General features: G+C 67.5%; 24 protein-coding genes, 1 tRNA gene and 2 pseudogenes. 7 read left to right on the top strand and 20 right to left on the bottom strand.

The annotated features are described in order from the left end of the window. Positions 1 to 10: 10 nt before the first annotated feature. The 6 genes and pseudogenes from rsmA to rsmI form a co-directional block, all read right to left on the bottom strand. Positions 11 to 877: a 16S rRNA (adenine(1518)-N(6)/adenine(1519)-N(6))-dimethyltransferase RsmA gene (gene rsmA, locus MU582_18175; protein UPK77196.1), complete on the bottom strand. Its 867-nt coding sequence runs from the start codon at positions 875 to 877 to the stop codon at positions 11 to 13. 162 nt (positions 878 to 1,039) lie between these two features. After that, positions 1,040 to 1,276: pseudogene (locus MU582_18180) on the bottom strand (transglycosylase family protein). A 135-nt stretch (positions 1,277 to 1,411) separates the two neighbouring features. Then, positions 1,412 to 2,218: pseudogene (locus MU582_18185) on the bottom strand (ubiquitin-like domain-containing protein). Between the two features lie 133 nt (positions 2,219 to 2,351). Then, positions 2,352 to 3,203 (bottom strand): TatD family hydrolase, encoded by an 852-nt coding sequence (locus tag MU582_18190; protein UPK74345.1) that lies wholly within the window; start codon positions 3,201 to 3,203, stop codon positions 2,352 to 2,354. Then, positions 3,203 to 4,801, bottom strand: coding sequence for a methionine--tRNA ligase (gene metG, locus MU582_18195; GenBank protein UPK74346.1), 1,599 nt, complete (start codon positions 4,799 to 4,801; stop codon positions 3,203 to 3,205). Before metG ends, MU582_18190 begins: the two co-directional genes overlap by 1 nt. Before the next feature lie 188 nt (positions 4,802 to 4,989). Next, positions 4,990 to 5,838: a 16S rRNA (cytidine(1402)-2'-O)-methyltransferase gene (gene rsmI / locus MU582_18200; GenBank protein ID UPK74347.1), complete on the bottom strand. Its 849-nt coding sequence runs from the start codon at positions 5,836 to 5,838 to the stop codon at positions 4,990 to 4,992. 129 nt (positions 5,839 to 5,967) lie between these two features. Between rsmI and MU582_18205 the strand changes: the two genes are divergently transcribed. Continuing rightward, positions 5,968 to 7,638: a phospholipid carrier-dependent glycosyltransferase gene (locus MU582_18205; protein UPK74348.1), complete on the top strand. Its 1,671-nt coding sequence runs from the start codon at positions 5,968 to 5,970 to the stop codon at positions 7,636 to 7,638. A gap of 108 nt (positions 7,639 to 7,746) precedes the next feature. On the opposite strand, the gene MU582_18210 is transcribed toward MU582_18205, so the two are convergent. Together MU582_18210 and MU582_18215 are read right to left on the bottom strand one after the other, a co-directional pair. Then, complete coding sequence (locus MU582_18210; GenBank protein UPK74349.1) at positions 7,747 to 8,289, bottom strand: cysteine hydrolase; 543 nt, start codon at positions 8,287 to 8,289, stop codon at positions 7,747 to 7,749. Continuing rightward, positions 8,286 to 9,743 (bottom strand): cytosine permease, encoded by a 1,458-nt coding sequence (locus tag MU582_18215; GenBank protein ID UPK74350.1) that lies wholly within the window; start codon positions 9,741 to 9,743, stop codon positions 8,286 to 8,288. The genes MU582_18210 and MU582_18215 overlap by 4 nt, the downstream gene beginning before the upstream one ends. Before the next feature lie 61 nt (positions 9,744 to 9,804). On the opposite strand from MU582_18215, the gene MU582_18220 reads away from it, so the two are divergent. The 5 genes from MU582_18220 to MU582_18240 all read left to right on the top strand — a co-directional run bounded on the left by MU582_18220 (position 9,805) and on the right by MU582_18240 (position 14,639). Then, entirely contained in the window at positions 9,805 to 10,236 is a 432-nt protein-coding gene (locus MU582_18220; GenBank protein UPK74351.1) for a PaaI family thioesterase, read from the top strand. Between the two features lie 181 nt (positions 10,237 to 10,417). Beyond that, on the top strand, positions 10,418 to 11,125 hold the full coding sequence (locus MU582_18225; protein UPK74352.1) for an SDR family oxidoreductase: 708 nt from the start codon (positions 10,418 to 10,420) through the stop codon (positions 11,123 to 11,125). Beyond that, positions 11,122 to 12,162: an S-adenosylmethionine:tRNA ribosyltransferase-isomerase gene (locus tag MU582_18230; GenBank protein ID UPK74353.1), complete on the top strand. Its 1,041-nt coding sequence runs from the start codon at positions 11,122 to 11,124 to the stop codon at positions 12,160 to 12,162. The genes MU582_18225 and MU582_18230 overlap by 4 nt, the downstream gene beginning before the upstream one ends. 42 nt (positions 12,163 to 12,204) lie before the next feature. Beyond that, a complete protein-coding gene (locus tag MU582_18235; protein ID UPK74354.1) occupies positions 12,205 to 13,008 on the top strand; it encodes a sulfotransferase in 804 nt (267 codons plus the stop codon). Between the two features lie 47 nt (positions 13,009 to 13,055). Next, the gene (locus MU582_18240) at positions 13,056 to 14,639 is read left to right on the top strand and encodes an amidohydrolase (protein ID UPK74355.1); all 1,584 of its coding nucleotides are present in this window, start codon (positions 13,056 to 13,058) and stop codon (positions 14,637 to 14,639) included. Positions 14,640 to 14,648: 9 nt separating this feature from the next. Here the strand turns inward: MU582_18240 and MU582_18245 are convergent, their stop codons facing one another. From MU582_18245 to MU582_18300, 12 genes are all read right to left on the bottom strand, one after another. Then, entirely contained in the window at positions 14,649 to 15,548 is a 900-nt protein-coding gene (locus MU582_18245) for an aminoglycoside phosphotransferase family protein (GenBank protein UPK74356.1), read from the bottom strand. Then, entirely contained in the window at positions 15,548 to 16,252 is a 705-nt protein-coding gene (locus MU582_18250) for a chloramphenicol acetyltransferase (protein ID UPK74357.1), read from the bottom strand. Before MU582_18250 ends, MU582_18245 begins: the two co-directional genes overlap by 1 nt. An 89-nt stretch (positions 16,253 to 16,341) precedes the next feature. Continuing rightward, entirely contained in the window at positions 16,342 to 16,545 is a 204-nt protein-coding gene (locus MU582_18255) for a hypothetical protein (GenBank protein UPK74358.1), read from the bottom strand. Between the two features lie 27 nt (positions 16,546 to 16,572). Further along, complete coding sequence (locus MU582_18260) at positions 16,573 to 17,028, bottom strand: hypothetical protein (protein UPK74359.1); 456 nt, start codon at positions 17,026 to 17,028, stop codon at positions 16,573 to 16,575. Positions 17,029 to 17,030: 2 nt separating this feature from the next. Continuing rightward, entirely contained in the window at positions 17,031 to 17,282 is a 252-nt protein-coding gene (locus MU582_18265; GenBank protein ID UPK74360.1) for a hypothetical protein, read from the bottom strand. A gap of 313 nt (positions 17,283 to 17,595) precedes the next feature. Then, positions 17,596 to 17,668 (bottom strand) — tRNA-Ala (locus MU582_18270). Between the two features lie 39 nt (positions 17,669 to 17,707). Next, on the bottom strand, positions 17,708 to 18,571 hold the full coding sequence (locus MU582_18275; GenBank protein ID UPK74361.1) for a hypothetical protein: 864 nt from the start codon (positions 18,569 to 18,571) through the stop codon (positions 17,708 to 17,710). 103 nt (positions 18,572 to 18,674) lie between these two features. After that, positions 18,675 to 19,250 (bottom strand): GNAT family N-acetyltransferase, encoded by a 576-nt coding sequence (locus MU582_18280; protein ID UPK74362.1) that lies wholly within the window; start codon positions 19,248 to 19,250, stop codon positions 18,675 to 18,677. 20 nt (positions 19,251 to 19,270) lie between these two features. Further along, positions 19,271 to 19,753: a MogA/MoaB family molybdenum cofactor biosynthesis protein gene (locus MU582_18285; protein UPK74363.1), complete on the bottom strand. Its 483-nt coding sequence runs from the start codon at positions 19,751 to 19,753 to the stop codon at positions 19,271 to 19,273. Positions 19,754 to 19,761: 8 nt separating this feature from the next. Further along, on the bottom strand, positions 19,762 to 20,190 hold the full coding sequence (gene moaC, locus MU582_18290) for a cyclic pyranopterin monophosphate synthase MoaC (GenBank protein ID UPK77197.1): 429 nt from the start codon (positions 20,188 to 20,190) through the stop codon (positions 19,762 to 19,764). Positions 20,191 to 20,255: 65 nt separating this feature from the next. Next, the gene (locus MU582_18295) at positions 20,256 to 21,509 is read right to left on the bottom strand and encodes a molybdopterin molybdotransferase MoeA (protein ID UPK74364.1); all 1,254 of its coding nucleotides are present in this window, start codon (positions 21,507 to 21,509) and stop codon (positions 20,256 to 20,258) included. Between the two features lie 136 nt (positions 21,510 to 21,645). Continuing rightward, positions 21,646 to 23,031: a UTP--glucose-1-phosphate uridylyltransferase gene (locus MU582_18300; GenBank protein ID UPK74365.1), complete on the bottom strand. Its 1,386-nt coding sequence runs from the start codon at positions 23,029 to 23,031 to the stop codon at positions 21,646 to 21,648. A 31-nt stretch (positions 23,032 to 23,062) separates the two neighbouring features. Between MU582_18300 and MU582_18305 the strand changes: the two genes are divergently transcribed. Next, the gene (locus tag MU582_18305; GenBank protein ID UPK74366.1) at positions 23,063 to 23,641 is read left to right on the top strand and encodes a 5-formyltetrahydrofolate cyclo-ligase; all 579 of its coding nucleotides are present in this window, start codon (positions 23,063 to 23,065) and stop codon (positions 23,639 to 23,641) included. The last annotated feature ends 4 nt before the right edge of the window (positions 23,642 to 23,645 follow it).

Raw genomic sequence — 23,645 nt, forward strand, 5'->3', positions numbered from 1 at the left:
GCAGACCAACCTAGGCCATGTTCAAAGCGAGCGCCCGGGCGACGGCCGCGAACTGCGCCACGTCGAGCGACTCCGCCCGCGCCTGGGGCGAGATCTGCGCGGCACGCAAGGCGTTCTCGGCATCGGTCGGCGAGCCGGCAATGCCCGCGAGCGCAGCGCGTAACGTCTTGCGCCGCTGGGCGAACCCGGCGTCGACGACGGCGAACACCTGGTCGCGGCTCACGTCGCTCACCGGGGGTTCGCGTCGCTCGATCGAGACGAGACCGGAGTCGACGTTCGGCACCGGCCAGAACACCGAGCGGGCCACATTGCCCGCAGGGCGTACGTCGGCGTACCAGGCGGCCTTGACGCTCGGCACGCCGTACACCTTCGAGCCCGGACGCGCGCTGAGCCTCGCTGCGACCTCGGACTGCACCATGACGAGACCGTGCCGAAGCGTCGGGAACGCGCCGAGGAGGTGCAGCAGCACCGGAACGGACACGTTGTACGGAAGGTTCGCGACCAGAGCGCTGGGCTCTGCGGGTAGGTCGGTGACGCGCATGGCGTCGGCGTGCACTACGTCGAGGCGCTGCCGGTCCTGCGGGGCGTACTCGGCCACAGTCGTCGGCAACGCGGCGGCGAGTACCTCGTCGATCTCGACGGCCACCACTCGCTCGACCCGCTCGAGCAGCGCGAGGGTCAGCGAGCCGAGCCCGGGGCCGACCTCGACGACGGTGTCGTCGGCGCGCAGGTCTGCGGTACGTACGATCCGGCGCACCGTGTTGGCGTCGACGACGAAGTTCTGTCCGCGCTGCTTGGTCGGGCGTACGCCGAGGTCCTCGGCGAGGCGACGCACGTCGGCGGCGCCGAGCAGGCGTACGTCGCGCTGTTCGGTCATGCCGGGCTGTTCGGGCACAGGCTCGTCGGGCACAGGCTCAGGATCGCGCTCGGACACTCACCGCACCCTACGCTGAGTCCTCACCTTTGCACCGCTGACTCGTCGATCCCGCAGATCGAGACCGACGAGTCAGGCGTGCAGGTGTGACGAGTCAGCGGGTGCTCACATCGGGAGGCCGAGCGAGGCGGCACACGCCGGCCAGGAGCCGTACGTACCGCCGTTGGCGTCGCGGACCTTGATCGCGACCGCGATCTGCTCCTCGCGGCTGTTCTCATGCGGGTAGCCCGTGCCGCCATAGGCCTGCCACGTCGAGAGGTTGAACTGCAGGCCGCCGTAGTAGCCATTGCCGGTGTTGATCGACCAGTTACCGCCGGACTCACACTGGGCGAGCCGATCCCATACGCCGTAGCCGACGTCGCCACCGGTGTCACCGTCGTCGCCGCCGTCAGTGCCACCGTCGGTCTCCGGCCGCTCCTTGGTGCCCTGCACCTCGACCTGTTTGACCGGCTTCTTCGTGACCTCGCTGTCCAACTTGATCCGGTCACGCAGTTCGCCATCGGCGAAAACGAGACGGTACGTGGTCTCTCGGGCACCGCTCTCGCCCTCACGTACGACGTCTTCCTCGTCTTCGAACATCGAGTCGTCCTTGCGGACCTTGGTCTCGTAGTCGATCTCGTCGGTGACGGTGCGTTTCTTGACCTTGATGCGCGTCACGACCACGCGGTCTCCGTCATCGACGGCCTTGCGGGGCTTCGGCTTGACCTCGTCGTTCTTGTCGACCTTGATCTTCGCCTCGTCGAGGACGTCGGCGACCGTGCTCTCCGTCGTGTCGAGCCGTTTGGTCTTGCCGTCGGCAACGACCCGGATCGTCTTCGGGTGTGCGATGGAGAAATCGAGACCCTCGCGGGGGATCGTGCTGCTGCGGCTCGCGCCGCTCAGCTCAGCGCCCTTGGCTCGGATGTCGAGCTCATCGAGCGCGTCGGCGACCGTTGTCGCCGTCACCCAGTACTTCTGGTCCTTGCCGTCGATGTCGACGCTCAGCAACCTGCCGTACTTGACCGCGATCTCGGCGCCGTCGTCGATCTGAGTGTCTTCGTTCGGCGCAACGATGTCGTGCTCTGCCAGGTCGATGTCTTCGGACTCGAGGACGTCGCCGACGGTGTTGCCGAACGTACGCACCTGCTTCTCCTCGCCATCGACCGACAAGGTGACGGTCTTGTTGAAGGCGATGAACGCGACGGTTCCGCCGACGAGAGCGAAGACAATTGCGACGTTGACGCCGATGATGATCAGACGCTTACGCACTGTTCTCCAGGGGTCGAACTTCCCGAGAGCCCCCATCGGGACGGTTCAACCGACCCTGCTCCCAGCCAACAAGTCCCCGACGATAACGAAGTGGTCACGCGAGCGCCAATTCGGGGCGCGTGTCGTATGCCACTCGTCGGGCGTACGCGCCACCTGCGTCACAGGCGTCTCATCCGCCCCAGGTGCCGCCGTATGCGGCCTCGGTGTTGGCGTCGACCGCACGACACAGCTCCTCGAGATCGCAGTCGAGAGCGCCGGCCATCATGCGCACGGTGTGTGGCAAGAGGTACGAGGCGTTCGGCTTGCCCCGGTGTGGTGCCGGGGTGAGGAACGGAGCATCGGTCTCGACCAGGATGCGATCCATCGGGGTGACGGCGAGCGCATCGCGTACGTTCGGGGCGTTCTTGAACGTCACGACTCCCGAGAACGACAGCCAGCAACCGCGGTCGAGGTACGCGCGAGCGAACTCCGCATCACCGGAGAAGCAGTGCATGACCGTACGGTCCGGTGCCCCTACCTCGTCGAGCACCTCGAGCACGTCGCCATGCGCGTCGCGATCGTGGATGACAAGCGTCTTGTCGAGGCGCTTGGCCAGCTCGATGTGCGCGCGGAACGACTCGTGCTGCGCGGCACGCCCCTGCTCGCCGGTGCGGTAGTAGTCGAGACCGGTCTCGCCGATCGCGCGAATGCGGCTGTGCGAGGTGGCGATCGACTCGATCTCGTCGAGCGCCTCGTCGAGCTTGCCGCTCGTCATCAGATGCGGTGTCTCGTTCGGATGCAGCGCGACTCCGCCGATGAGACCTTCGTACTCGTCGAGGATGTCGCGGGTCCACCGTGCGCTGTGCAGGTCACAGCCGATCTGCACGATGCGGGGTACGCCGACCGCTGCGGCCGCCTCCAGCGCGGCCCCTGCAGGCAGGCTCTCGCTCTCGCCGCCGTCGATGTCGAGATGGCAGTGGTTGTCGACGACAGGGTGGGGCAGCGGGTCCGGCGCGGCCGGGCGCTTGTGCGCGTCCGTCATCAGGCATCCGCCTCCTCGATGCGCGGGAACAGCGGTGCACCCTTCGTCACCGTCGCACCCGCCGCGAGCTGGCCCCAACGCCCCGCCTCGCGTACATCTTGGGAGGCGAGGTCGCCCAGCTCCTCGGCCGCACCGAGGGAGTCCCACAGCGCTGCGGAGGTCTTCGGCATCACCGGCGCATACAACACCGCGACCGCGCGCAGCGACTCTGCCGCGGTGTAGAGAATCGTCGCGAGCCGCTCGCGGGCCTCGGGGTCCTTGGCGACCTTCCACGGCTCCTGCTCGGTGACGTACACGTTGACCGCGGAGACGAAACCCTCGACCGCGCGCAGGGCCTCATGGATCGCGAGGCGGTCCATCGCCTCGTCGGCCGTCGCAGCCGCCTCGGACAGGGTGTCGGCGAGGGTACGCTCTGCCGACGTCTGCTCCCCCGGCGTCGGCAGCGTGCCGTCGAAGTAGCGACCGACCATCGAGCTGACCCGCGACGCGAGGTTGCCGAGCCCGTTGGCGAGCTCCGCGCCGTACACCGCACTCATGTGCTCCCACGAGAACGAGCCGTCGGACCCGAACGCGATGGTCTTCATGAAGTAGTAGCGGTAGGCGTCCGAGCCGAACGTGTCGGTGATCTCGGTCGGGTGGATGGCCGTCGCCTTCGACTTGCTCATCTTCTGCCCACCGACGAGCAGCCAGCCGTGCGCGAACACCTGCTTGGGAACGGGCAGACCAGCGGCCATCAGCATCGCCGGCCAGATCACCGCATGGAAGCGGAGGATGTCGCGGCCCACGAGCTGTACGTCGGCCGGCCACGTGCGGTCGAACTTGTCATCGTCGTCACCGAACCCGATCGCGGTGACGTAGTTGAGCAGCGCGTCGATCCAGACGTACAGCACCTGCTTGTCGTCCCACGGCACCTTGATGCCCCAGTCGAACGTCGACCGAGAGATCGACAGGTCGGTGAGGTTCTGTTTGACGAACGAGATGACCTCGTTGCGCGCGCTCTCCGGCTGTACGAACGTCGGATTGCTTTCGTACAGCTCGAGCAGCCGGTCGGCGTACTTGGACAGCGCGAAGAAGTAGTTCGACTCCGAGACGATGTCGACGGGGCGCTCGTGGATCGGGCACAGCTTCACGCCGTCGTCGCCGTCGAGCAGTTCGCTGTCGAGCTTGAACTCCTCGCATGCCACGCAGTACGGGCCTTCGTACTCGCCGTGGTAGACCTCGCCGGCGTCGTACAGCCGCTGCCAGAACTTCTGCACGCGCTCGACGTGGCGCTGGTCGGTGGTGCGGATGAAGTCGTCGTTGCTGGCGTCGATGACGTCGAGGACGGGCTTCCACTCGTTCTCGACGAGACGGGTCGTCCACTCGCGCGGGTCGGAGTCGTGCTCCTGCGCCGCCTGCATGACCTTCTGCCCGTGCTCGTCGGTGCCGGTCAGGAACCACGCTGCCTCGCCGCGCTGACGATGCCATCGGGCGATGACGTCGGCGGCGACTGTGGTGTACGCGCTGCCGATCGACGGCGCTGCCGTGACGTAGTAGATCGGCGTCGTGACGTAGAACGCCTTCTCGGCGGAGTCGGGCTCGGTGGTCTGCTCGGGCATGAGGACCATCCTAGTGTCCTGCGTTTGAAGTGGATTTACGGAAGGCGTCGTCCAGGTGGATGCATCCGCAAGGACGAGGAGGACGGGCATAGTCGGCCCTATTTCCGACGACGAGGACGCCGCGGGGCGCCGCCTGGGCGGCGAAAGACGTCAAGGTACTTCAAACGCAGGGCACTAGGTGCCGGGCGTCAGCGGCTCGTACCAGGTTTTGGGTTCTCGCCGGCCACGTGAACGGCGTCGAACAGCACCCGCTTACGTACGCCCGTCTCGGCCACCACCTCGGCGATCGCGTCTCGGCGCGACCTCCCGGCCGACTCCCGGTCGGCGACCATCGCGACCAGGTCCTCGATCGCGGGCACACCTCGCGTCGCGGCGCCCTCGACCACGATCGTCACCTCTCCGCGTACACCTTCCTCGGCCCATTCGGCCAGCTCGGCGAGGCCCGCGCGGCGCACCTCCTCGTACGTCTTGGTCAACTCGCGACACACCGCCGCCCGGCGCTCGGCGCCGAACGCATCGGCCATCGCCCGCAGCGTCGCAGACGTGCGGTGCGGTGACTCGAAGAAGACCATCGTGCGGCGCTCGGCGGCGAGCTCGGCGAACGCGCGCGTACGCTCGCCCGCCTTGCGCGGCGCGAACCCCTCGAACGAGAACCGGTCGACGGGCAGGCCGGACAGCGCGAGCGCGGTCAGAACCGCCGACGGACCGGGCACTGCCGTGACCCGGATGTCTCGTTCGATCGCGGCCGCCACCAGGCGGTAACCGGGATCGGAAACGCTCGGCATCCCGGCATCGGTCACGACCACGACCGTGTCGCCGGCGCCCAACAGCTCGACCAGTTCCTCGGTGCGCGTCGACTCGTTGCCCTCGAAGTACGAAACGACGCGGCCCCCGATCTCGACTCCGAGATCCGCCGCGAGCCGCCGGAGCCTGCGGGTGTCTTCGGCAGCGACCACGTCGGCCGTACGAAGTGCTTCGACCAACCGTGGAGAGGCATCGTCGGGTCGACCGATCGGGGTGGCGGCGAGCACAAGCACGAAACCATCGTCGCAGCCCCGCGTACGAACCCGCCGTGAGCCTGGCGTTCGAGTGCAACCTGCCGGCGTGACGCCGCGCGTACGTCATGCTCAGCGTGGCGATGGGTCACGGCCGCTAGCATCGAGCGGGTGACGGCGGACTCGGAGGCAATGCGCACTGACGCGTCGCCTCGCGTCACCCGACTCGGCCGCGACCGCAGCGGCGCACTGCTGCCGGCGATCGCGCAACGACTGACGCCGGTACGCCGGCGCGTACGACTCGACGGCGCGTGGCTGTGGCCGTCACTGATCGCACTGCTCGCACTGGGCATCCGGGTGTGGCGGATCAGCGAGCCGAAGCACATCACGTTCGACGAGACCTATTACGCCAAGGATGCGTACTCACTGCTGAAGTACGGGTACGTACGCGATTTCACCGACCAAGCCGACGGCAGGATCAACGACGGCCGGTTCGACGGGATCTTCAAGGACGTCCCCAGCGAGATCGTGCACCCCGACGGCGGCAAGTGGCTCCTCGCGGCCGGAGAGCACTTCTTCGGCATGACGCCGTTCGGCTGGCGGATCGCCGCCGCCGTGATCGGCGCCCTCACCGTGCTGGTGCTTGCTCGCCTGGTCATCCGGCTCACCGGATCCGTACCGCTGGGTTGCGTCGCCGGGCTGCTGCTGTGCTTCGACGGACTGCATTTCGTGATGTCGCGGATCGCCCTCCTCGACGTGCTGCTCACGTTCTGGATCGTCTGCGGCGTCGCCTGCCTGGTGGCAGATCGCGACTGGGGCCGCGCCCGGCTGGCGCGGACACACGGGGTCACGGCCGTGATCGACGGGTTCGGGCCCGTACGCGCGTTGCTCTTCAGACCGTGGCGAATCGGCGCCGGCGTCTGCCTCGGCATGGCATGCGGCACCAAGTGGAGCGCGATCTACGTCATCGCGGTGTTCGGAATCCTCACCTATCTATGGGATGTCGGAGCCCGACGCGCCATCGGCGTACGCATGGCCTGGCTCAGATCGGCGCTCGTCGACGGCATACCCGCGTTCGTCTCCATCGTCGTCGTCGCGCTCGTTGTCTACCTGGCCACCTGGACCGGCTGGCTCATCCACCACGACGCGTACGAGGCGCAGTTCGGGCACGGATTCAACGACAACCCGTCTTGGGGTTCGTACGTCGACGAGAAGCCGTCCGGCTTCCTCGGCGAGGCGTGGCAGGCGCTGCGCTCGTTGTGGCACTACCACCAGCTCGTCTACAGCTTCCACACCGGCGACTACCTCGCGGGCAAAACCCATCCGTACCAGTCGGACCCGCAAGGATGGTTGCTGCTCAACCGGCCGGTGAGCATGGCCACACAAACAGACCTGCCCGCCGGCGCCGCGGGCTGCGACTCGAGCGGCTGCGTACGACAGGTGCTCGGGCTCGGCAACCCCGCGATCTGGTGGGTCGGCGTGGTCGCGCTGATCGCTGCGGCCTGGCAGTGGATCGTGCGCCGCGACTGGCGGTTCGCGGTGCCGGTGCTTGGAGTCGCGGCGACCTGGCTGCCGTGGTTCCAATACAACGACCGGCCGATCTTCTCCTTCTACACCGTGGCGATCCTGCCGTTCACGATCATCGCGATCACGTTGGTCATGGGAGTGATGTTCGGTTCGCCCAACGCGTCGCCGGCACGACGGCGTTGGGGCGCTGTCGCGATCGGCACGTACGTCGCGATCACAGTTGCGGCGTTCGCGTACTTCTACCCGATCCTCGCGTACCAGATCATCGGGCTCGACCATTGGAATCAGCTGATCTGGTTCAAGCGCTGGATCTAGGTACCGAGCTCTGAGTAGCACCGGGTGTTCTGCCTCGCGGCGGGGATGTTCTCGTAACCTCAAGCGAACGCAGTGAGAGAACGTCTCCGCCGCGAGGCAGAACACCACTTACCCGAACTGCGAACGCACCTCGATCAGCGGCCCGTACGTCTCCATGACGGCGAGCGTGGCATCGCGCAGCTCCGGCGTCGGGCCGGCGACGGCATCGCGGACGACCGTCACGTGCACGCCGTCGTCGGCGGCGGCCAGCACCGTGGTGAGCACGCAGCACTCCGTCGAGACGCCGGTGACGACGAGGTTGCGACTCCCGCCGGTCGCGCGCTGGAGCTCCGCTCCCCATTTGCCGAACGTCGTGCGCGAGACGACCGGACGCCCGCGTACGTCGAGCGCATCGACGATTTGGTACGCCGGCGCATCGGCGGGCTGCATCGCGAACGGCCACTGCTCGTAGTAGTCGACCCAAGCGCCCTCGGGTTGCTCCGGAGCGATGAACCGAGTGAAGACGACCCGCTCGCCGAACTGCTCGGTGAGCGTACGAATGCCGGGCACGATCTCGTCAAAACCGGGCGTCGCCCACTGGCTGTCGGGATCGCCGAAGATGCGCTGCATGTCGACCACGACGAGCCAGGAATCGTCGGAGCCGACCATCATCGCGACTCCTCGCGGCGTACAGCCGCCCGGTTGAGCAGCAGGGAGCCGACGAAACCGATGACCAACGCGACAAGCACACCGATGTTTGCGTACGCCCAGGTGCCGGTCTTGCCGCCGGAGAAGGAGAGCGGCTCGAGCAGGTAACCCTGCCAGTCGAGCCAGTCGGCGGAGGTGTTGGTGACGAGGCCCCAGCCGATCGCGGTGCCGACGACCACGAGCCCGACCGAGACCCAGTTGACGGCGCGGTAGCGACCTGCCGGGTCGAACAGTTCGGCCTCGGCGTAGTCGCGGCGGCGCATCGCGATGTCGGCGACCAACACGCCACACCACGCGGCGATGGGTACGCCGAGGGTGATCAGGAAGCCCTGGAACGGCCCGAAGAAGTCGTCGGCGACGAACACGATCAGGATGGTGCCGACGAACATGATCACGCCGTCGATTCCGGCGGCGACCCAGCGCGGGGCGGGCAGGCCGAGGCTCAACAGCGCGAGCCCGGACGAGTAGATGTCGAGCGCGGCCCCGCCGACCAGCCCGAGCACGGCGACGATGACGAACGGCACCAGGAACCACGTCGGCAACAGGGCGGCCAGCGCTCCGATCGGGTCGACGCCGATGGCGCCCTGCAGGTCGGGCGACGAGCCCGCGAGCAGCAGACCGAAGATCACCAGCACGACGGGGGCGAGCGCGGCGCCGAACGTCGTCCAGCCGACGACGCCCGCACTGGAGGAGTCGCGTGGCAGGTAGCGCGAGTAGTCGGCGGCCATGTTCACCCAGCCGAGCCCGAGACCGGTCATCATCAGGGTCAGCCCGCCGATGAACGACTCGGTCGAGCCGGAGGGCAGGTCGCTCACCGTCGACCAGGAGATGTGATCGGCGACCAGCACCATGTAGACGACGGTGAGCAACGCGCCGATGACGGTGATGTACGCCGACAACCGCATGATCGTGTCGAAGCCGAGGATGCCGGCGCCGACGATCAGCACGGTGACGACAACAAGTGCTGCGACTTTGATGCCGTCGCCGCTCCCCCAACCCAGCTCGTCGAAGACGGTGGCGGTGGCGAGTGTCGCCAACGCGGTGAGCACGGTCTCCCAGCCGACAGTGAGGATCCACGACAACAGCGACGGCAGCGCATTGCCGCGTACGCCGAACGTCGCCCGGCTCGCGACCATCGTCGGCACCGAGCCGCGTTTGCCGGCCAGCGCGACCAGACCGCAGAGCAGGAAGGAGAACACGATGCCGATCAGGCTCGCGGCGACCGCCTGCCAGAATGAGATGCCGAAGCCGAGCACGAACGAGCCGTAGCTGATGCCGAAGACCGATACGTTGGCCGAGAACCACGGCCAGAACAGGCTCCTCGGCGTGCCCTTGCGCTCGGTCTCGTCGATGAGGTTGATGCCGTTCAGCTCGATGCTGCCGACACCCTTCGCGACCGGACCGCCTTGCGTCGTCATGGCAATGTTCTACCCGATCGCACAGACATCTGTCGCGTACTGAATCGGACACGGAGGTCCAATGTCGACATCACTCTCGATCGAGGATGCACAAGGCGTACTCGATGCGCAGCCGTTCAGCCGACTGCTCGGCGCCCGGATGGTCAAGTTCGGAGACGGGCGCGCCGAGTTGGCGCTCGACATCCGCGACGATCTGCGCCAGCAGTTCGGCTTCGTACACGGCGGCGTGATGGCGTACCTCGTCGACAACACGGTCACCTTCGCCGCCGGTACGGTACTCGGCCCGGCCGTTCTGACCGGGGGCTTCACGATCAACTACCTGGCGCCTGCCAAGGGGCGTGAGCTGCGCGCACACGCCACAGTCGTGCACGCGACCCGACGGCAGGTCGTCTGCCGCTGCGACGTGGTCGCGGTCGACGACGACGGCGAGACGCTGTGCGCGACCGGCCAGGGCACCGTCGTCGCACGCGGGAGCGACGTACCCGCGAGCTGATTCGCCGCGCCGCCGGCCCGTGCGGCGGCGTGAAATACCAGGGGCCCATGGCAATCCCCGCCGCTACCCAGCAAATTTGCTAGTGAGTGGCGGGGTTTCCTATGGGCCCGTGGTATTCCGCGCCACTACCGGACATTTTCACGCTTGACCTGAACTCCACTTGAGGTTCTACGGTCGCCGCATGACCAACCCACAGCACACCGCACTCGTGACCGGAGCGTCTCAGGGACTCGGGTACGAGCTCGCGTCCGCACTCGTTGCCCGCGGCTGGCACGTGATCGTCGACGCGCGTACGCCCGCGCGGCTCAACGAAGCCGCTGCACAGCTGGGTTCGCGTACGACCGCCATCGCGGGCGACGTCAACGAACCCGCCCATCGGCGCAGGCTCGTCGATGCGGTACGCGACGCGGGTCGCCTTGATCTGCTCGTCAACAACGCGAGCACGATCGGCGCAAGCCCCATGCCCGCATTGGCGGACATCGACGTGGCGACACTGCGCCAGGTCTACGACACGAACGTCATCGCGCCGCTCTCCCTGATCAGAGCGACTCTCCCCTACCTCACCGAGACACAGGGCATCGTCGTCAACATCAGCTCCGACGCCGCCGTCGAGCCGTACGAAGGGTGGGGCGGCTACGGACCGTCGAAGGCAGCTCTCGACCACGCGACGGCGATCCTCGCTCGAGAGCGTCCCGAGATCCGCGCGTACGCCTTCGACCCGGGCGATATGCGCACCGCGCTGCACCAGGCAGCGTTCCCCGACGACGACATCTCCGATCGCCCCGAGCCCGCAACCGTCGTACCCGCCGTGCTCCACCTCGTCGACGATCGCCCGCCATCGGGTCGGGTCACCGCCGCAGATCTCGCCGACCGGGTCGGAGCCGCATGATCCCGCAGGCCGCGACGATCTTCGAGCTGCCCGAGTCGTTGAGCGCGGCCGGACCGCCGGAGTCGCGTGGCCTCGCCCGCGACGAGGTGCGCCTCATGGTCGCGACCGGATCGAGCATCGCACATCGGCAGTTCCGCGATCTCACCGAACAGCTCCTGCCCGACGACGTACTCGTCGTCAACAACTCGGCAACGCTCCCGGCAGCGCTCCGCGGCGTACGCCCCGACGGCAGGCATGTCGCCGTACACCTATCTAGCCCGCTCACGGACTCGTCGTACCTGGTCGAGCTGCGGTGCGAGGACGGCTCCTGCCGCATCCACGACAGCCGACCGGGCGAGCAGATCACGCTCGACCACGGGTCGCTCAGACTGCAGTCGGCGTACCCCGATCCGTCGATACGCAAGGGCTCTCGCATCTGGCGCGCGACCATCGACGTACCCGATGTGCCCGCTTACCTGCAGGAGCACGGTAGGCCCATCACGTACGGATACGTCGGCAACCCCTGGCCGCTTCACGACTACCAGACGGTGTTCGCACGCGAACCAGGAAGTGCCGAGATGCCCAGCGCGGCAAGGCCGTTCAGCGATCGGCTTGTCGCCGAGCTCGTCGCTGCGGGTGTAGACATCGTGCCGATCACGTTGCACACAGGAGTTTCGTCGCTCGAAGCAGGTGAGTCTCCGCTGCCCGAACGCTTCGAGGTGACGGATCGCGCGGCCCGTCGGATCAACCACGCACGCGGCGCCGGGGGGCGTGTGGTCGCGGTTGGTACGACGGCCACGCGCGCGATCGAGTCTGCCGCGCACACCGACGGCAGCGTACGAGCTGCGAGCGGCTGGACCGATCTCGTCATCGGTCCCGATCGCGGCGTACGCACCGTCGACGGCATCATCACGGGCTGGCACGAGCCGCAGGCGAGCCATCTGCTGTTGCTGGAGGCCGTCGCGGGTAGCAGCCTGGTCGGGCGTGCGTACGAAGCAGCGCTAGCAGAACGCTACCTCTGGCACGAGTTCGGCGACTCCGCTCTGCTGCTTCCCTGATGCAGCGAACGCATGCACACGGCGGCATGGCATAGTCCTCTCATGCTCACCGAGGACGTGGAGCGGCTGCGCGCCGAGCTCGAGCATTCGCGCCAACGCCGTCGCAAACTGCGCAAGCAGGTCGACCGCCTCAACCGCTCATTGGAGCGTGCCGAACAAGAGCTGGTGGCAGCATCGGCGCAGAAACGCCACGATGAAGCCGAGCTGGACTACGTGTTCATCCTGACGTACGGACGATCCGGTTCGACGCTGCTGCAAGGCATCCTGTCCTCGACTCCCGGCTGGCTGGTACGCGGCGAGAACGGCGACGCCATGCGACCGCTGTTCGACTTCCACCGCGAGTCCGTGCTGATGCGCGAAGCACGGCTCGAGGCCGAGATGCGCGATACAGCAGATCCTTGGTTCGGGATGGACGAGTTTCCGACTGCGCCGTCACTGCGCCAGATCCGAGAGCTCGCGCTCGCGACCATCCTCCGGCCGGAGCCCGGCTGTCGAGTCGTGGGGTTCAAGGAGATCCGGTGGTGGCAGCACGACGACCTGCCGCAGTACCTCGACTTCTTCCGGGACGTGTTTCCGGGCGCGCGTTTCGTCGTCAACACCAGGCGTCTCGAGGATGTCGCGAAGTCCAAGTGGTGGGCACGACTCCCCGACCCGATCGCCGAGCTCAGCAAGCACGAGGAGCGCATCCTCGCCGCCCACGAGCATCTGGGCGACAGCTCCCATCACGTCAGGTACGACGACTACGTCAGCGACCCACGTACGCTCGAGCCGTTGTTCGAGTGGCTCGGCGAGTCGTACGACGACCGCACCGTACGCTCCGTTCTGCAGCGCCGACACTCGTACTGACCGATCGCGCCGACCGCGCACCTGCCAACTGAGCCGAAGGAGTTCCGATGGCCGCCGTGCTGTTCCGTCACCCAGTCATCCACACCTTCGACGGGTCGGGTGGTCCGGTCGACGCGATCCTCACGGTCGACGGCACCATCACTGCGATCGGCGAGTACGCACGACTGCGCGAGCAGGCGCCAACGGGTACGCGTACCGAGGACCTGCCGGGTGCAGCGGTGGTCGCCGGATTCCACGACGCACACATCCACTCGGCAACCTTCGCCCGTGAGCTCGACGCACTCGACCTGCGCGGCGTCGCCGACCTCGACGAGGCGCTGGACCGTCTGCGCGCTTACCTGGATGCGCACCCCGGCGATGACTGGATGTTCGGCGGACGCTGGGACTCCAACACCTGGGCTGTTCCCGTCCAGCCGAACCGCCGTGACCTCGACCGAGTCTCCCCCGTACGTCCGGTCGCGTTGTCGAGCATCGACGGACACACCGTCTGGGTCAACTCGGCCGCGTTGCGCTCAGCAGGCATCAACTCGACGACACCGGACCCCGCGGGCGGCGAGATCGTTCGCGATTCCGACGGCATTCCGACCGGCATCCTGCGCGAGGCGGCCCTAGACCTGCTCGACCACGTACCGGGCGCGGCCGATCGGCGAGACGTCGAAGCGCTACTCACCAATGCACAGCACCGCCTGCTCTCGTACGGAATCACCCACATCACCGATCTCGACGGCGAGGAGGTACGCGATGCGTACCTCACGATGCGCGACCGCGGGACGCTCGCACTACGGGTTCACAAGGGCATCCCGGTCTCCGCACTCGACAAGGCAGTCGTCGACGGGCGGCGCACCGGCGACGGCGATGCGTGGTTCACGACCGGGCCGGTCAAGATCTTCGCCGACGGCGCGCTCGGATCGCACACCGCCCACATGGGCGCTGGGTTCACCGGCGACTCGGACAACCACGGCATAGCCGTGCTTTCGTACGACGAGCTGCAGGAACTCGTGGAGAAGGCGACCGCAAACCGAATCGCAGTCGCCACCCATGCGATCGGTGACGAGGCCAACCGTCTCGTACTCGACGCGTACGAGGCAGTCCGCGGGCTCACTCAGCGGCACGGTCTCCGCCACCGCATCGAACATGCGCAACATCTGCGCCCTGAGGATGTCGCCCGTCTCGCCGCGCTCGGGGTGATCCCGTCGTCGCAGCCGACCCACTGCACGACCGATTTCCGGCTCGCCGGCAGGCTCCTCGCCGGGCGCGATCTCGCTAACTATCCGTGGCGGGCGTTCGCCGACGCGGGTGCTCACCTCGCATTCGGATCCGACTCCCCCGTCGAGCCGGCCGAACCGATGTACGGCATCCATGCCGCCGTCACCAGGCAGAACCGCGCCGGTGAACCCGCCGGCGGGTGGGAGCCGCATCAGCGCTTGACTGTCGGCGAGGCGCTGCTCGCGTACAGCTTCGGTGGTGCGTACGCCGCCGGTATCGATGACCGCGTCGGCCGCATCGCGCCCGGGCAGTACGCCGACTTCGTCGCGCTCGAGCGGGATCCTGTCACCGAACCGGCAACCGACCTGCACCGCATCGAGGTGCTCAGCACGGTTGTCGGCGGCGAGGTGCGCTACGCGCGCTGACGCCGGCGCTCAGTCGTCGCGATCGCCGAGGATGCGTTCGAGCGTACGTCTGCCCCACCGGCTCATCGACGGGTTCGACTCACGGTAGTACCAGACGAGTCCCATCGCCTGCTGGAACGCCCACGCCATGCCGCGCGCCCACTGCACGTCATCGCAGCCGAGCAAGTCACGCAGTATCCGCCGACGTGGCTTGTCCAGCAGATGCCATGCTGCGACAAGGTCGAGTGCCGGATCGGCCGGTGCGAAGTCTCCGCAGTCGAGTACGCCTGCGAGACGACCTTCGCTGACGAGGAGGTTGGGCGGGATCAGATCCTTGTGACACATGGCGTCTGGGTCGTTCTCGGGGAGCGTGCGCAGGTCGGCCCACAACGTACGCAGGCGCGCGACATCGAGCAGGCCCTCGCTTTCGGCGAAGCAGGTGTCCAGCCACTCGTCGTGGTCGGGCAGGTGGCCGCCGCGACCGCTGCCGTCATACGTACGACCGCGTACGTCGGCGGCGCGCAGGTCTTCGATGAGCGCGGCCAGGTCTTCTGCGAAAGCAACGGACGCCGCAGGGTCGTCGACCGTGGCAACCGTGCCCGGGAGCCAGGTCTGCGCGCTCCAGGGCAGCGGATACTCTTCCGAGGGCTCACCGATTGCCACCGGCTCCGGCGTCGGCACCCGTACCAGAGTCGCGAACTCCGCAGCGGCCTCCGCGTCGCTCTCCAAGTCGCGTCGTATCGCCTCGGGATCCGTACCCTGCAAGGGGAAACGCGCAGCCAGCCGCTCACCGATGCGGAAGATCGCGTTGACGGTGCCGCCACCGTCGACCGCACGTACGTCGTGGCTGCGCCAATGCGGGAACTGCTCGTCGACGATCCGGCGCCCCATCGCCTCGTCGATGTAGAGCTGATCGGCGTGCATCTGCATCAGCGGATCCAATGTGGGTCGGCGGCCAGGGCGCGGAAACCTTCGATCAGCCGGGCGGTGTGGAAGCCGTCTGCCGCGGCGTGATGGATCTGAACGGCGAGCGGTAGCAGGGTGCGTCCGTCGCGCTCGACGTACTTGCCGAGCGTGAAGATCGGAAGCAGGTGCTCGGTGCCGCCGTCGATCTGCAGGCTGAACGACGAGAACGGCGTCCAGCTGAGACTGGAGACGTCGAAGCAGTTGGCGGGCAGGTCACCTTGCGGGAACATCGTCGTGGCCGTCCGGTGCTCTCGCAGGAGTTCCGCAGCGCGCTCGTGGAACGACGCGAAATCGGGGTCGTACGGCGCCCACACGGCCGCGAACGTCTCGCGCTGCGGGTTGAACACCGTGAACGCGGGATGGACGACATCCCATACTGCCGGGGCACCGTCGGCAGCCAGCGCGAGCCGGAACTCCGCGTACTGGTTCACCAGCGACGCGAGCGCCCAGATCTGCGCGACGTACGTCTTGCGTCGCTTGGCCCGCAGCGCTGCGGCTATCTCGGTGACATCGACCTCGACGGTGATCGCGTACGTACACCGCACCTGCCGGCGGTAATGCTCGAAGTGTTCGTACCGCGGCCAGTCCGAGACGTCGATCGGCCGCAGCTGCTCGACTGTCGTCATCAGCCCCGCCTCCCCGTACGTACGAGCAAGCCCGATGATCACATACGGATCCGCCGCTCGCATCCGAATTCGCGGGCCGAGAACCAGTCGACGAAATGCCCCCGCAGACTCACCCGCTCCGACCTCGAACGCTAGATCTCCAGGAAGTCGACGGTCTCCACCCGAACCGGCATCACGACGTTTGGCCGTACGTACGCGAGAGCATGCGCCGTCAGTTCACAGTCAGTCTGAGCGGCGCTCTCGTCCTCGATGTCCGACGACACGACGCAGCGGACCACGGCATCCTCGCGAGGCGGACGGCGCAGGGCCACCCCGACCTCGACGACAGCGATCACTGCCGCACCTTCGTTCGTTCTGCGAAGTCAGGACGCCTTCGACTTCGGACCCGGCCGACGATCCCACGTACGCGCGAACGCCTCAACCGCAGCCGCATCCCAGACCGGCCCGGTACGCAACCGGAACAACGGCTCAGGAAACCCACCCGTCTGCTGCAGTTGGTACACCCGCTGGCGACTCACGCCAAGCATCTCTCCAACCTCGGGCGCTGACACCATCCGAGGCAGCGTCGGTGCATCTGCATCGACTATGCGTCGCTCCTCATCCGTGATCTCGTACGCGACAGGCTCGGCGTGCATAACGTCGCGGGCAAAGTCGTACGCCAGGCCGATCGCCTTGACCGGGTCGCCAGACTCGTGCAGCGTGACGTCGACACCCCCGGGAACGTTCGCGGCGACAGCATCGTGATTCTCCTCGAGCTCGACCATCCGCCCGAACGTCAGAGGCTCGATATCGAACGTCATCGAGATAGCCCACATCATCGTCACTTCCCTCCCTGCTTCCGGCGCATCGCGCGCTGTTCCTTCTTGCTCGGTGGCGGTATCTGTAGCCCCGCCTTCTTGAGTGCGACCTTCAGGTCTGCCATGCGGCGGCGAGCGTTGCTCGGCGTCGCTGGGTAGTACGCCACGTAGTCGCCGCTCGGGTCGAAGAACCGTGTGTATCCCTTGCTGTCATCCTCGACCTTCCAGCCCTGCGTGACCGCCCAGTCGGCCCAATCCTTGATGTCGCTGTTCATCGTCCCCGTTCTCTTGCGATATGTCAAGAGTTTATCGATAATGCGTTACAACGTCAAGAGTTAGACGGGGTGTAGAAGTGGCACGCAACACGGCCACCCGCGACCGACACGAGTCGATCGCGACCACGAACCGGTACCTGCATTTCCTCGGCACGGGAGCCGATTCAGCCGGCCTCGAAACGCCTCAACCGAAGCCCCGGGCACGCCACGGGCACACGTGGAAGCGAGGAAGCGCTGTAGCCACTGGCGCGCTAGCCGTGACGGAATCAGAAAACCCCCGGCTGACCTGCATCAACGAGGGGTTTGCGTGGGGTGGAGCTGAGGGGAATCGAACCCCTGACCTTCTCATTGCGAACGAGACGCGCTACCAACTGCGCCACAGCCCCAAGGCGTTTACGCCGGAGTCGAAGATACCACGCTGGTTGTCAGTCTCCGACAGCGCGCCTCTGGTCTTCGGCATCGCTGTCGTCGGCAGGCAGCTCGGTCTGCTCGCCCTCGACGTGGCCGGAGGTCCAGGCATCTTGGTCGTTGAAGTCGATCGTACGAACGGTACGCGCGGCGCGCGGCTTGTCGACGTACGTCGGGACGGTGACGGGCACCGGATCCCACAGCGATCCACCCTCGGCGGTCGCCACCGGAACGGCCTCGTGGAACTGCTCATCGAGCGCGTCGTCGGCGAGCGGCTCATCGAGCATGACGTTCTTGCGGGCGGGCTGGTAGTCCTCGAGCTGTGCCGAGATCACAATGGTCGGCTCGTCGTCCGGCTCGTCACCCATTGCCTTCGGCGCATCGGCAGCCTGGATCTCACCGAGCACCTGGATTCGGCAGGCGACCAACCAGGCGAGTACGAGACCGCCCGGTATCGCGACCGACCACCACGGCACGATCAGCGCGTACGCCGAACCCGCGACGAGCGCGGTGGCGAACAGCAGGGCACCGAGCGTACGGCGCCGCCGCCGGATCGCGATCCGGGTCGACTCGCGCTGCTCGGCCACGACCGGGGCGGTGACGGTCGGTGCCGACCTGCGCTGCGTGCTCGGCACCGGCTCCGACTTCTTGGCCGGCTCGGTTGTCGACTTCGGCTGCGGGGTCTGCTCGGCAGCTTCGTCGGCGTCAGCGTCGGAGTCGGCATCGGAGGAGTGGGTACGCCCCTTCCGCAGGATTCTCATCCGCGATGAGGACTCGACCGGACGGTCGTGCGAGGCCTCGTCGTAGCGACGAAGCGCGAGCGGCACCAAGTACGCCGCCCACAGCACGACGATCGCTGCGTAGATGAGTCCCGTAACCACGTAAGAAACCGTATGCGGTACGGGGGTCGAGGTCCCGTACACCGAGCGGTGTGTCGGCTGAGAACTTGTGTGACTGGTGTGATTCGGCTCGCCGAGCGCCCGCTCAGACGTCGGCGGCGTCAGCCACCCGATCGACCAGCCGCCCGCCCGCCTCGTCGACGGTCATCGCGAAGAGCAGGTGGTCACGCCAGTCGCCGTCGATGTGGAGGTACGCGCGCGACAACCCGATCTCGGTGAAGCCGAGCTTCTCTACGACCCGAAGGCTCGCGGCGTTCTCCGGTCGGATCGCGATCTCGATCCGGTGCAGCCCCACTGCGCTGAAGCAGTGGTCGACCGTCATCGCGACGGCGAGCGTGGTGAGTCCGCGGCCGGCGTACGCCTCCGAGATCCAGTAGCCGATCTGCGCCCATCGCGCCGACCCCCAGGTCACGCCGGCGACCGTCAGCTGGCCAATCATCGGTCCGTCGTAGCAGATCGCAAACGGTAACGCTCGACCGTCGCGGGCCTGCTGACGCAGCGAACGGACGAGCCGGCGGAACGACTGCGGCGCGTGCGGACCGCCGCGCGGCACGGTCGCCTCCCAGCGTTGCAGCCAGTCGCGGTTGGACTGGTGCAGTCGCTGCCACGTACCCGCGTCACGCCGGCTCAGCGGCCTGAGCTGCAGCGCGCCATGCTCCAACGTCGCCGGCCATCCGGGAATCAGGATGCATCACCGCTCGTCCGTGGATGGTCGCCGCCGTTGATCTGGTCGACGGCATGCGCGAGCAGCGGCTCCAGCACCGCGAGTCCGTCCTTCACCCCGCCGCTCGACCCGGGAAGGTTGACCACGAGCGACGTACCGGCCACCCCGGCCAGGCCGCGTGACAGTACCGCGGTCGGAACGCCGGCCGCCACCCCGTACGCCCGGATCGCCTCGGCAATGCCGGGAATCTCCCGGTCGATCACGCGACGCGTCTGCTCGGGAGTCACATCGGTCGGCGTCAGGCCGGTGCCGCCGGTGCTGATGATCACGTCGAACCCGTCGGCAACCGCCGCCCCAAGGGCATCGCCGAACGGATCACCGTCGGCCACCACGACCGGGTCGTCGACCGAGAATCCCCACGTACGTAGACGTTCCGCGATGATCGGGCCGCCGGTGTCGGCGTACACCCCCGCCGCCGCGCGGTTCGATGACGTGATCACGCAGGCCCTCACGACTCGCTCCAGTCGCCGGAACGCCCACCCGACTTCGCCGTCACACGTACGTCAGAGACGATCGCATGCTTGTCGACCGCCTTCACCATGTCGATCACGGTCAGCGCGGCGGTCATCACCGCGGTCAGCGCCTCCATCTCGACACCCGTTCGGTCGGCCGTACGTACGGTCGCACTCACCTCGACCGCGTCATCGGCCACCTCAAGGTCGACCGTGACACCGCTGATCGCGAGCGGGTGACACAACGGGACCAGATCGGGCGTGCGCTTGGCGCCCATGATCCCGGCGACACGCGCAACGGCGAGCGCATCGCCCTTCGGCACGCCCGCTCCGCGAAGCAGCTCGACCACCTCGGTCGATACGCGCACCCGACCGGAGGCGGTCGCGGACCGTGCCGTGACGTTCTTGGCCGAAACATCGACCATCCGCGCAGCGCCGCGCGAGTCGACGTGCGTGAGACCCGCTTCGCCTGGCTCGCTCACTGCTCTCCTCAGAAACTCTGATCCAGCACGAGCACGTTAGCGGTATCTCCCATGTTCAGCGCGGTTTCGTGCTCGTCGACGACGATCAATGCGTTGGCGCCGGCCAAGCCACCGATCAGATGCGACCCGGCGCCTCCGACCGGTGTCACCTTCGCGCCCCGGTGGTTGACCTCGAAATGGGCACGGACGTACTGGCGCTTTCCGTCCGGAGACGTGAGGTCTTCGGAGAGGGTCGCGTGCACGAGCGGACGACGGTACGGGAGCCGGCCCATCATCCGGCGCAACACCGGGACCCCGAACACCTCGAACGACACGTACGCCGAAACCGGGTTGCCCGGAAGGGTGAGGATCGGCGTGCCCTCGTCCCCGACGAATCCGAAGCCCTGGGGTTTGCCGGGCTGCATGGCAACCTGCACGAAGTCGACGGTGCCCAACCGCGAGAGTGTCTCCTTGACCACGTCGTAGTCGCCCATGCTCACGCCGCCGCTCGTGATCACCAGATCTGCGCGTACGAGCTGGTCGGACAGCGCAGCGGTGAAGTCATCGGGGCTGTCGGGGACGATTCCGACGCGGTACGCGATCGCGCCGGCCGACCGCGCCGCCGCGGCGAGCATGTAGCTGTTGCCGTCGTAGATCGCGTCGTCACCGACGTCCTGACCGGGCTCACGGAGCTCGGTTCCGGTCGACATCACCACGACGCGTGGTCGTGGACGAGCCCGAACCTGCGAGCGACCCAACGAGGCGAGCAGACCGATCTCGCGGGCCCCGAGCACGGTGCCCTCTTCGAGCACCAGATCTCCGACGCGTACGTCCTCGGCAGCCGGGCGGATGTGCGCGCCGCGCGGACGGTCTTCGTACACCGTCACCTGGCCGTCGCCGCCATCGGTCGCCTCGATCGGGATGACCGTGTCTGCACCGGACGGCACGGGCGCGCCGGTCATGATCTTGATCGCCGCACTGGGCGACATCGCGTACGAGGTGGCCGATCCCGCGGCCGACTCACCGACGACCGGCAGCACGGCCGGCCGGTCGTCCGTCGCGCCTTCGACGTCGGCGTGACGCACGGCGTACCCGTCCATCGCCGAGTTGGTGAAGCGCGGCAGGTCGATGGTGCTCTCGATGTCCTCGCAGACCGGCAGGTCCAATGCTTCGAGCAGCGGCTGGTCGTACGGCTGAAGGGGTCCGAGACGTTCGAGGATGTTGCGCAGGTGCTCCTCGACCGAGAGCATGCCCTCGGCCGCATGTCCTGATGGTGGGGCCATGGTCAGCAAGGGTAGACCGTGGTCCTAGCGATCCGGCGAAGTGCGGTGAGAGTTCGGCGCGTAGTCGTTGATCCGGACGGTGTACACCAACGACTACGCACCGAACTCCCAACCACGTGTGGGGCGGTAGCAGCGCTCAGCCGCCAGTCAGGTTCGCTCCGTCGTCGACGGCGGACGGTACGCCCGGGTCGTCCAGCGTCGCGACGCCTTCGACGGTGACCTCGCTCCCGAAGGTCCAGTCGCCACGCACCGTCAGCGACTCGGCGCGTACGAGCGACGGCGGACCCTTCGGGAAGCGCGTGTCGAAGCCGGCGATCACCTTGTAGTACGACGGGTCGAGATCGACCAAGGGCGCGGCTTCCGACTGCAGCGAAACGATGCCGCGATCGTCGGTGTCGTACACGTCGGAACGCAACACCAGCAGGTCGTTGGTCGTCTTGACCGGCAGGAACCGCGAACGGGGTACCTCGACCGCGACGGCGCCATCGAACACCTCGACCGCCGCGCCCATGGCCGTCTCGATCTGGATCACCTTCGGCGACGACGAGTCGGTCGGGTCGACGGTCTTCTCGTTGCGGATCAACGGCAGGCCGAGCACGCCGCCGGTGCGGTCGAGCGTCTCAGCCAGCACCCGCAGGTCGAACCACAGGTTGTTGGTGTGGAAGAACCGATGCTTGTCGATATCGCTCGCGGCGGCGAGGTCGTCGGGAAGCGTCTGTGCGGTCTCGCGCAGAATCAGCCGGCCGTCGCTCTTGCGTACGACGAGGTGGCCGCCCTTGCGGTCCGCGGGCGTGCGCCGGCACACCTCGGCGGCGTACGGCGCTCCCGATGCCGCGAACCAGCCGACCATCCGCGGGTCGGGCGCGGCGCCGAGGTTGTCGGAGTTGGACACGCTGGCGTACCGGTAGCCCTCATCGAGCAGCCGCTGCAGCAGGCCGGAGACCTCGAGGGCGGTGTAGAGGTCACCGTGCCCGGGAGGACACCACTCGAGGTCTGGATCGGCCGGCCACTCGACGGGCGTCAGATCGTCGGCGCGCAGCTTCGGCTCGCGGTTCTGCAGGAAGTCGAGCGGGAGCGAGTCGACGGCGAGATCGGCGTACGGAGCGAGCGCGGCGCGCGTGTCGTCACGGGTACGAAAGCTGTTCATGAGGACCAGCGGTAGCCGCACGTCGTACGAAGAGCGCAGTGCACGCACCTGCTCGACGATGAGGTCGAGGAACGTACGCTCGCCGCGCACGGGCAGCAGCGACTTGGCGCGGTCCATGCCCATCGAGGTGCCAAGGCCGCCGTTGAGCTTGATCACCGCCGTGGCGTCGAGCGCCTCGCGTACCTGCGCAGGGGCGGGGTCGAGGTCAACGAGTCGGGGCGGATCGACGAGCGGGTCGACGTCGGCCTCCGCGATCATGCCGGTGGCTCCCGACTCGACCTGCTCGTAGTAGTGAGCGAACACGCCGATCGCGCGCTCGTGCACGCCTCCCTCTGCCATCTTCGTCCGTGCCTGCCGCAACCCGTCAGCGCTCATGGCACGACATGGTAGGCGTAGCGTGGCGACGGTGAGTGACAAGGCGGCGTTGCGTGCGGATCTGTCGCGGCAGCGGGCGACTCGCAGTGCTCAGGCGCTCGCCGACGCGAGCACGCTGATCGCAGACCGGCTCATCGCACTCCCCCAGGTCGCCTCCGCGTCGTCGGTGGCGCTCTATCTCTCGACCGGACCCGAGCCGCCAACGTGGCAGCTCGCCGACCGGCTGGCAGTCGCCGGGGTACGCGTCCTCGCACCGGTGACGCTGCCCGACCGCGTGCTCGGCTGGGCGGAGTACGTCGGTCCGGACGAGGTTCGCACAGCGGCGTACGGCATCGCGGAGCCGACGACCGCTGTGTTGCCGAGCGAAGCCCTGCGCGATGTGGACGTCATCGTCGTACCCGCGCTCGCGGCCGATGCGATGGGTCACCGGCTCGGCCGCGGCGCCGGCTACTACGACCGAGCGCTCGCAACGGTCGGCGAGAGTACGCCGCGGGTGGCGGTCATCTTCGACGACGAGCTACTGCCGCGGGTGCCGGTCGAGCCGCATGACGCACCGGTCCACATCGTCGTCACACCCGTACGCACGGTGAGCTGCCAGATCGACCGCTGACGGG

It is taken from the genome of Nocardioidaceae bacterium SCSIO 66511 (genome assembly GCA_023100825.1).
GTDB lineage: Bacteria > Actinomycetota > Actinomycetes > Propionibacteriales > Nocardioidaceae > Solicola.

Excerpts from the sequence above, each read along its gene's own strand:
- rsmA (UPK77196.1), bottom strand. The coding sequence starts at position 877 with ATGACCGAACAGCGCGACGTACGCCTGCTCGGCGCCGCCGACGTGCGT.
- MU582_18190 (UPK74345.1), bottom strand. The coding sequence starts at position 3,203 with ATGACGGACGCGCACAAGCGCCCGGCCGCGCCGGACCCGCTGCCCCAC.
- metG (UPK74346.1), bottom strand. The coding sequence starts at position 4,801 with ATGCCCGAGCAGACCACCGAGCCCGACTCCGCCGAGAAGGCGTTCTAC.
- MU582_18210 (UPK74349.1), bottom strand. The coding sequence starts at position 8,289 with ATGATGGTCGGCTCCGACGATTCCTGGCTCGTCGTGGTCGACATGCAG.
- MU582_18215 (UPK74350.1), bottom strand. The coding sequence starts at position 9,743 with ATGACGACGCAAGGCGGTCCGGTCGCGAAGGGTGTCGGCAGCATCGAG.
- MU582_18220 (UPK74351.1), top strand. The coding sequence starts at position 9,805 with ATGTCGACATCACTCTCGATCGAGGATGCACAAGGCGTACTCGATGCG.
- MU582_18225 (UPK74352.1), top strand. The coding sequence starts at position 10,418 with ATGACCAACCCACAGCACACCGCACTCGTGACCGGAGCGTCTCAGGGA.
- MU582_18230 (UPK74353.1), top strand. The coding sequence starts at position 11,122 with ATGATCCCGCAGGCCGCGACGATCTTCGAGCTGCCCGAGTCGTTGAGC.
- MU582_18235 (UPK74354.1), top strand. The coding sequence starts at position 12,205 with ATGCTCACCGAGGACGTGGAGCGGCTGCGCGCCGAGCTCGAGCATTCG.
- MU582_18240 (UPK74355.1), top strand. The coding sequence starts at position 13,056 with ATGGCCGCCGTGCTGTTCCGTCACCCAGTCATCCACACCTTCGACGGG.
- MU582_18245 (UPK74356.1), bottom strand. The coding sequence starts at position 15,548 with ATGCAGATGCACGCCGATCAGCTCTACATCGACGAGGCGATGGGGCGC.
- MU582_18260 (UPK74359.1), bottom strand. The coding sequence starts at position 17,028 with ATGATGTGGGCTATCTCGATGACGTTCGATATCGAGCCTCTGACGTTC.
- MU582_18265 (UPK74360.1), bottom strand. The coding sequence starts at position 17,282 with ATGAACAGCGACATCAAGGATTGGGCCGACTGGGCGGTCACGCAGGGC.
- moaC (UPK77197.1), bottom strand. The coding sequence starts at position 20,190 with ATGGTCGATGTTTCGGCCAAGAACGTCACGGCACGGTCCGCGACCGCC.
- MU582_18295 (UPK74364.1), bottom strand. The coding sequence starts at position 21,509 with ATGGCCCCACCATCAGGACATGCGGCCGAGGGCATGCTCTCGGTCGAG.
- MU582_18300 (UPK74365.1), bottom strand. The coding sequence starts at position 23,031 with ATGAGCGCTGACGGGTTGCGGCAGGCACGGACGAAGATGGCAGAGGGA.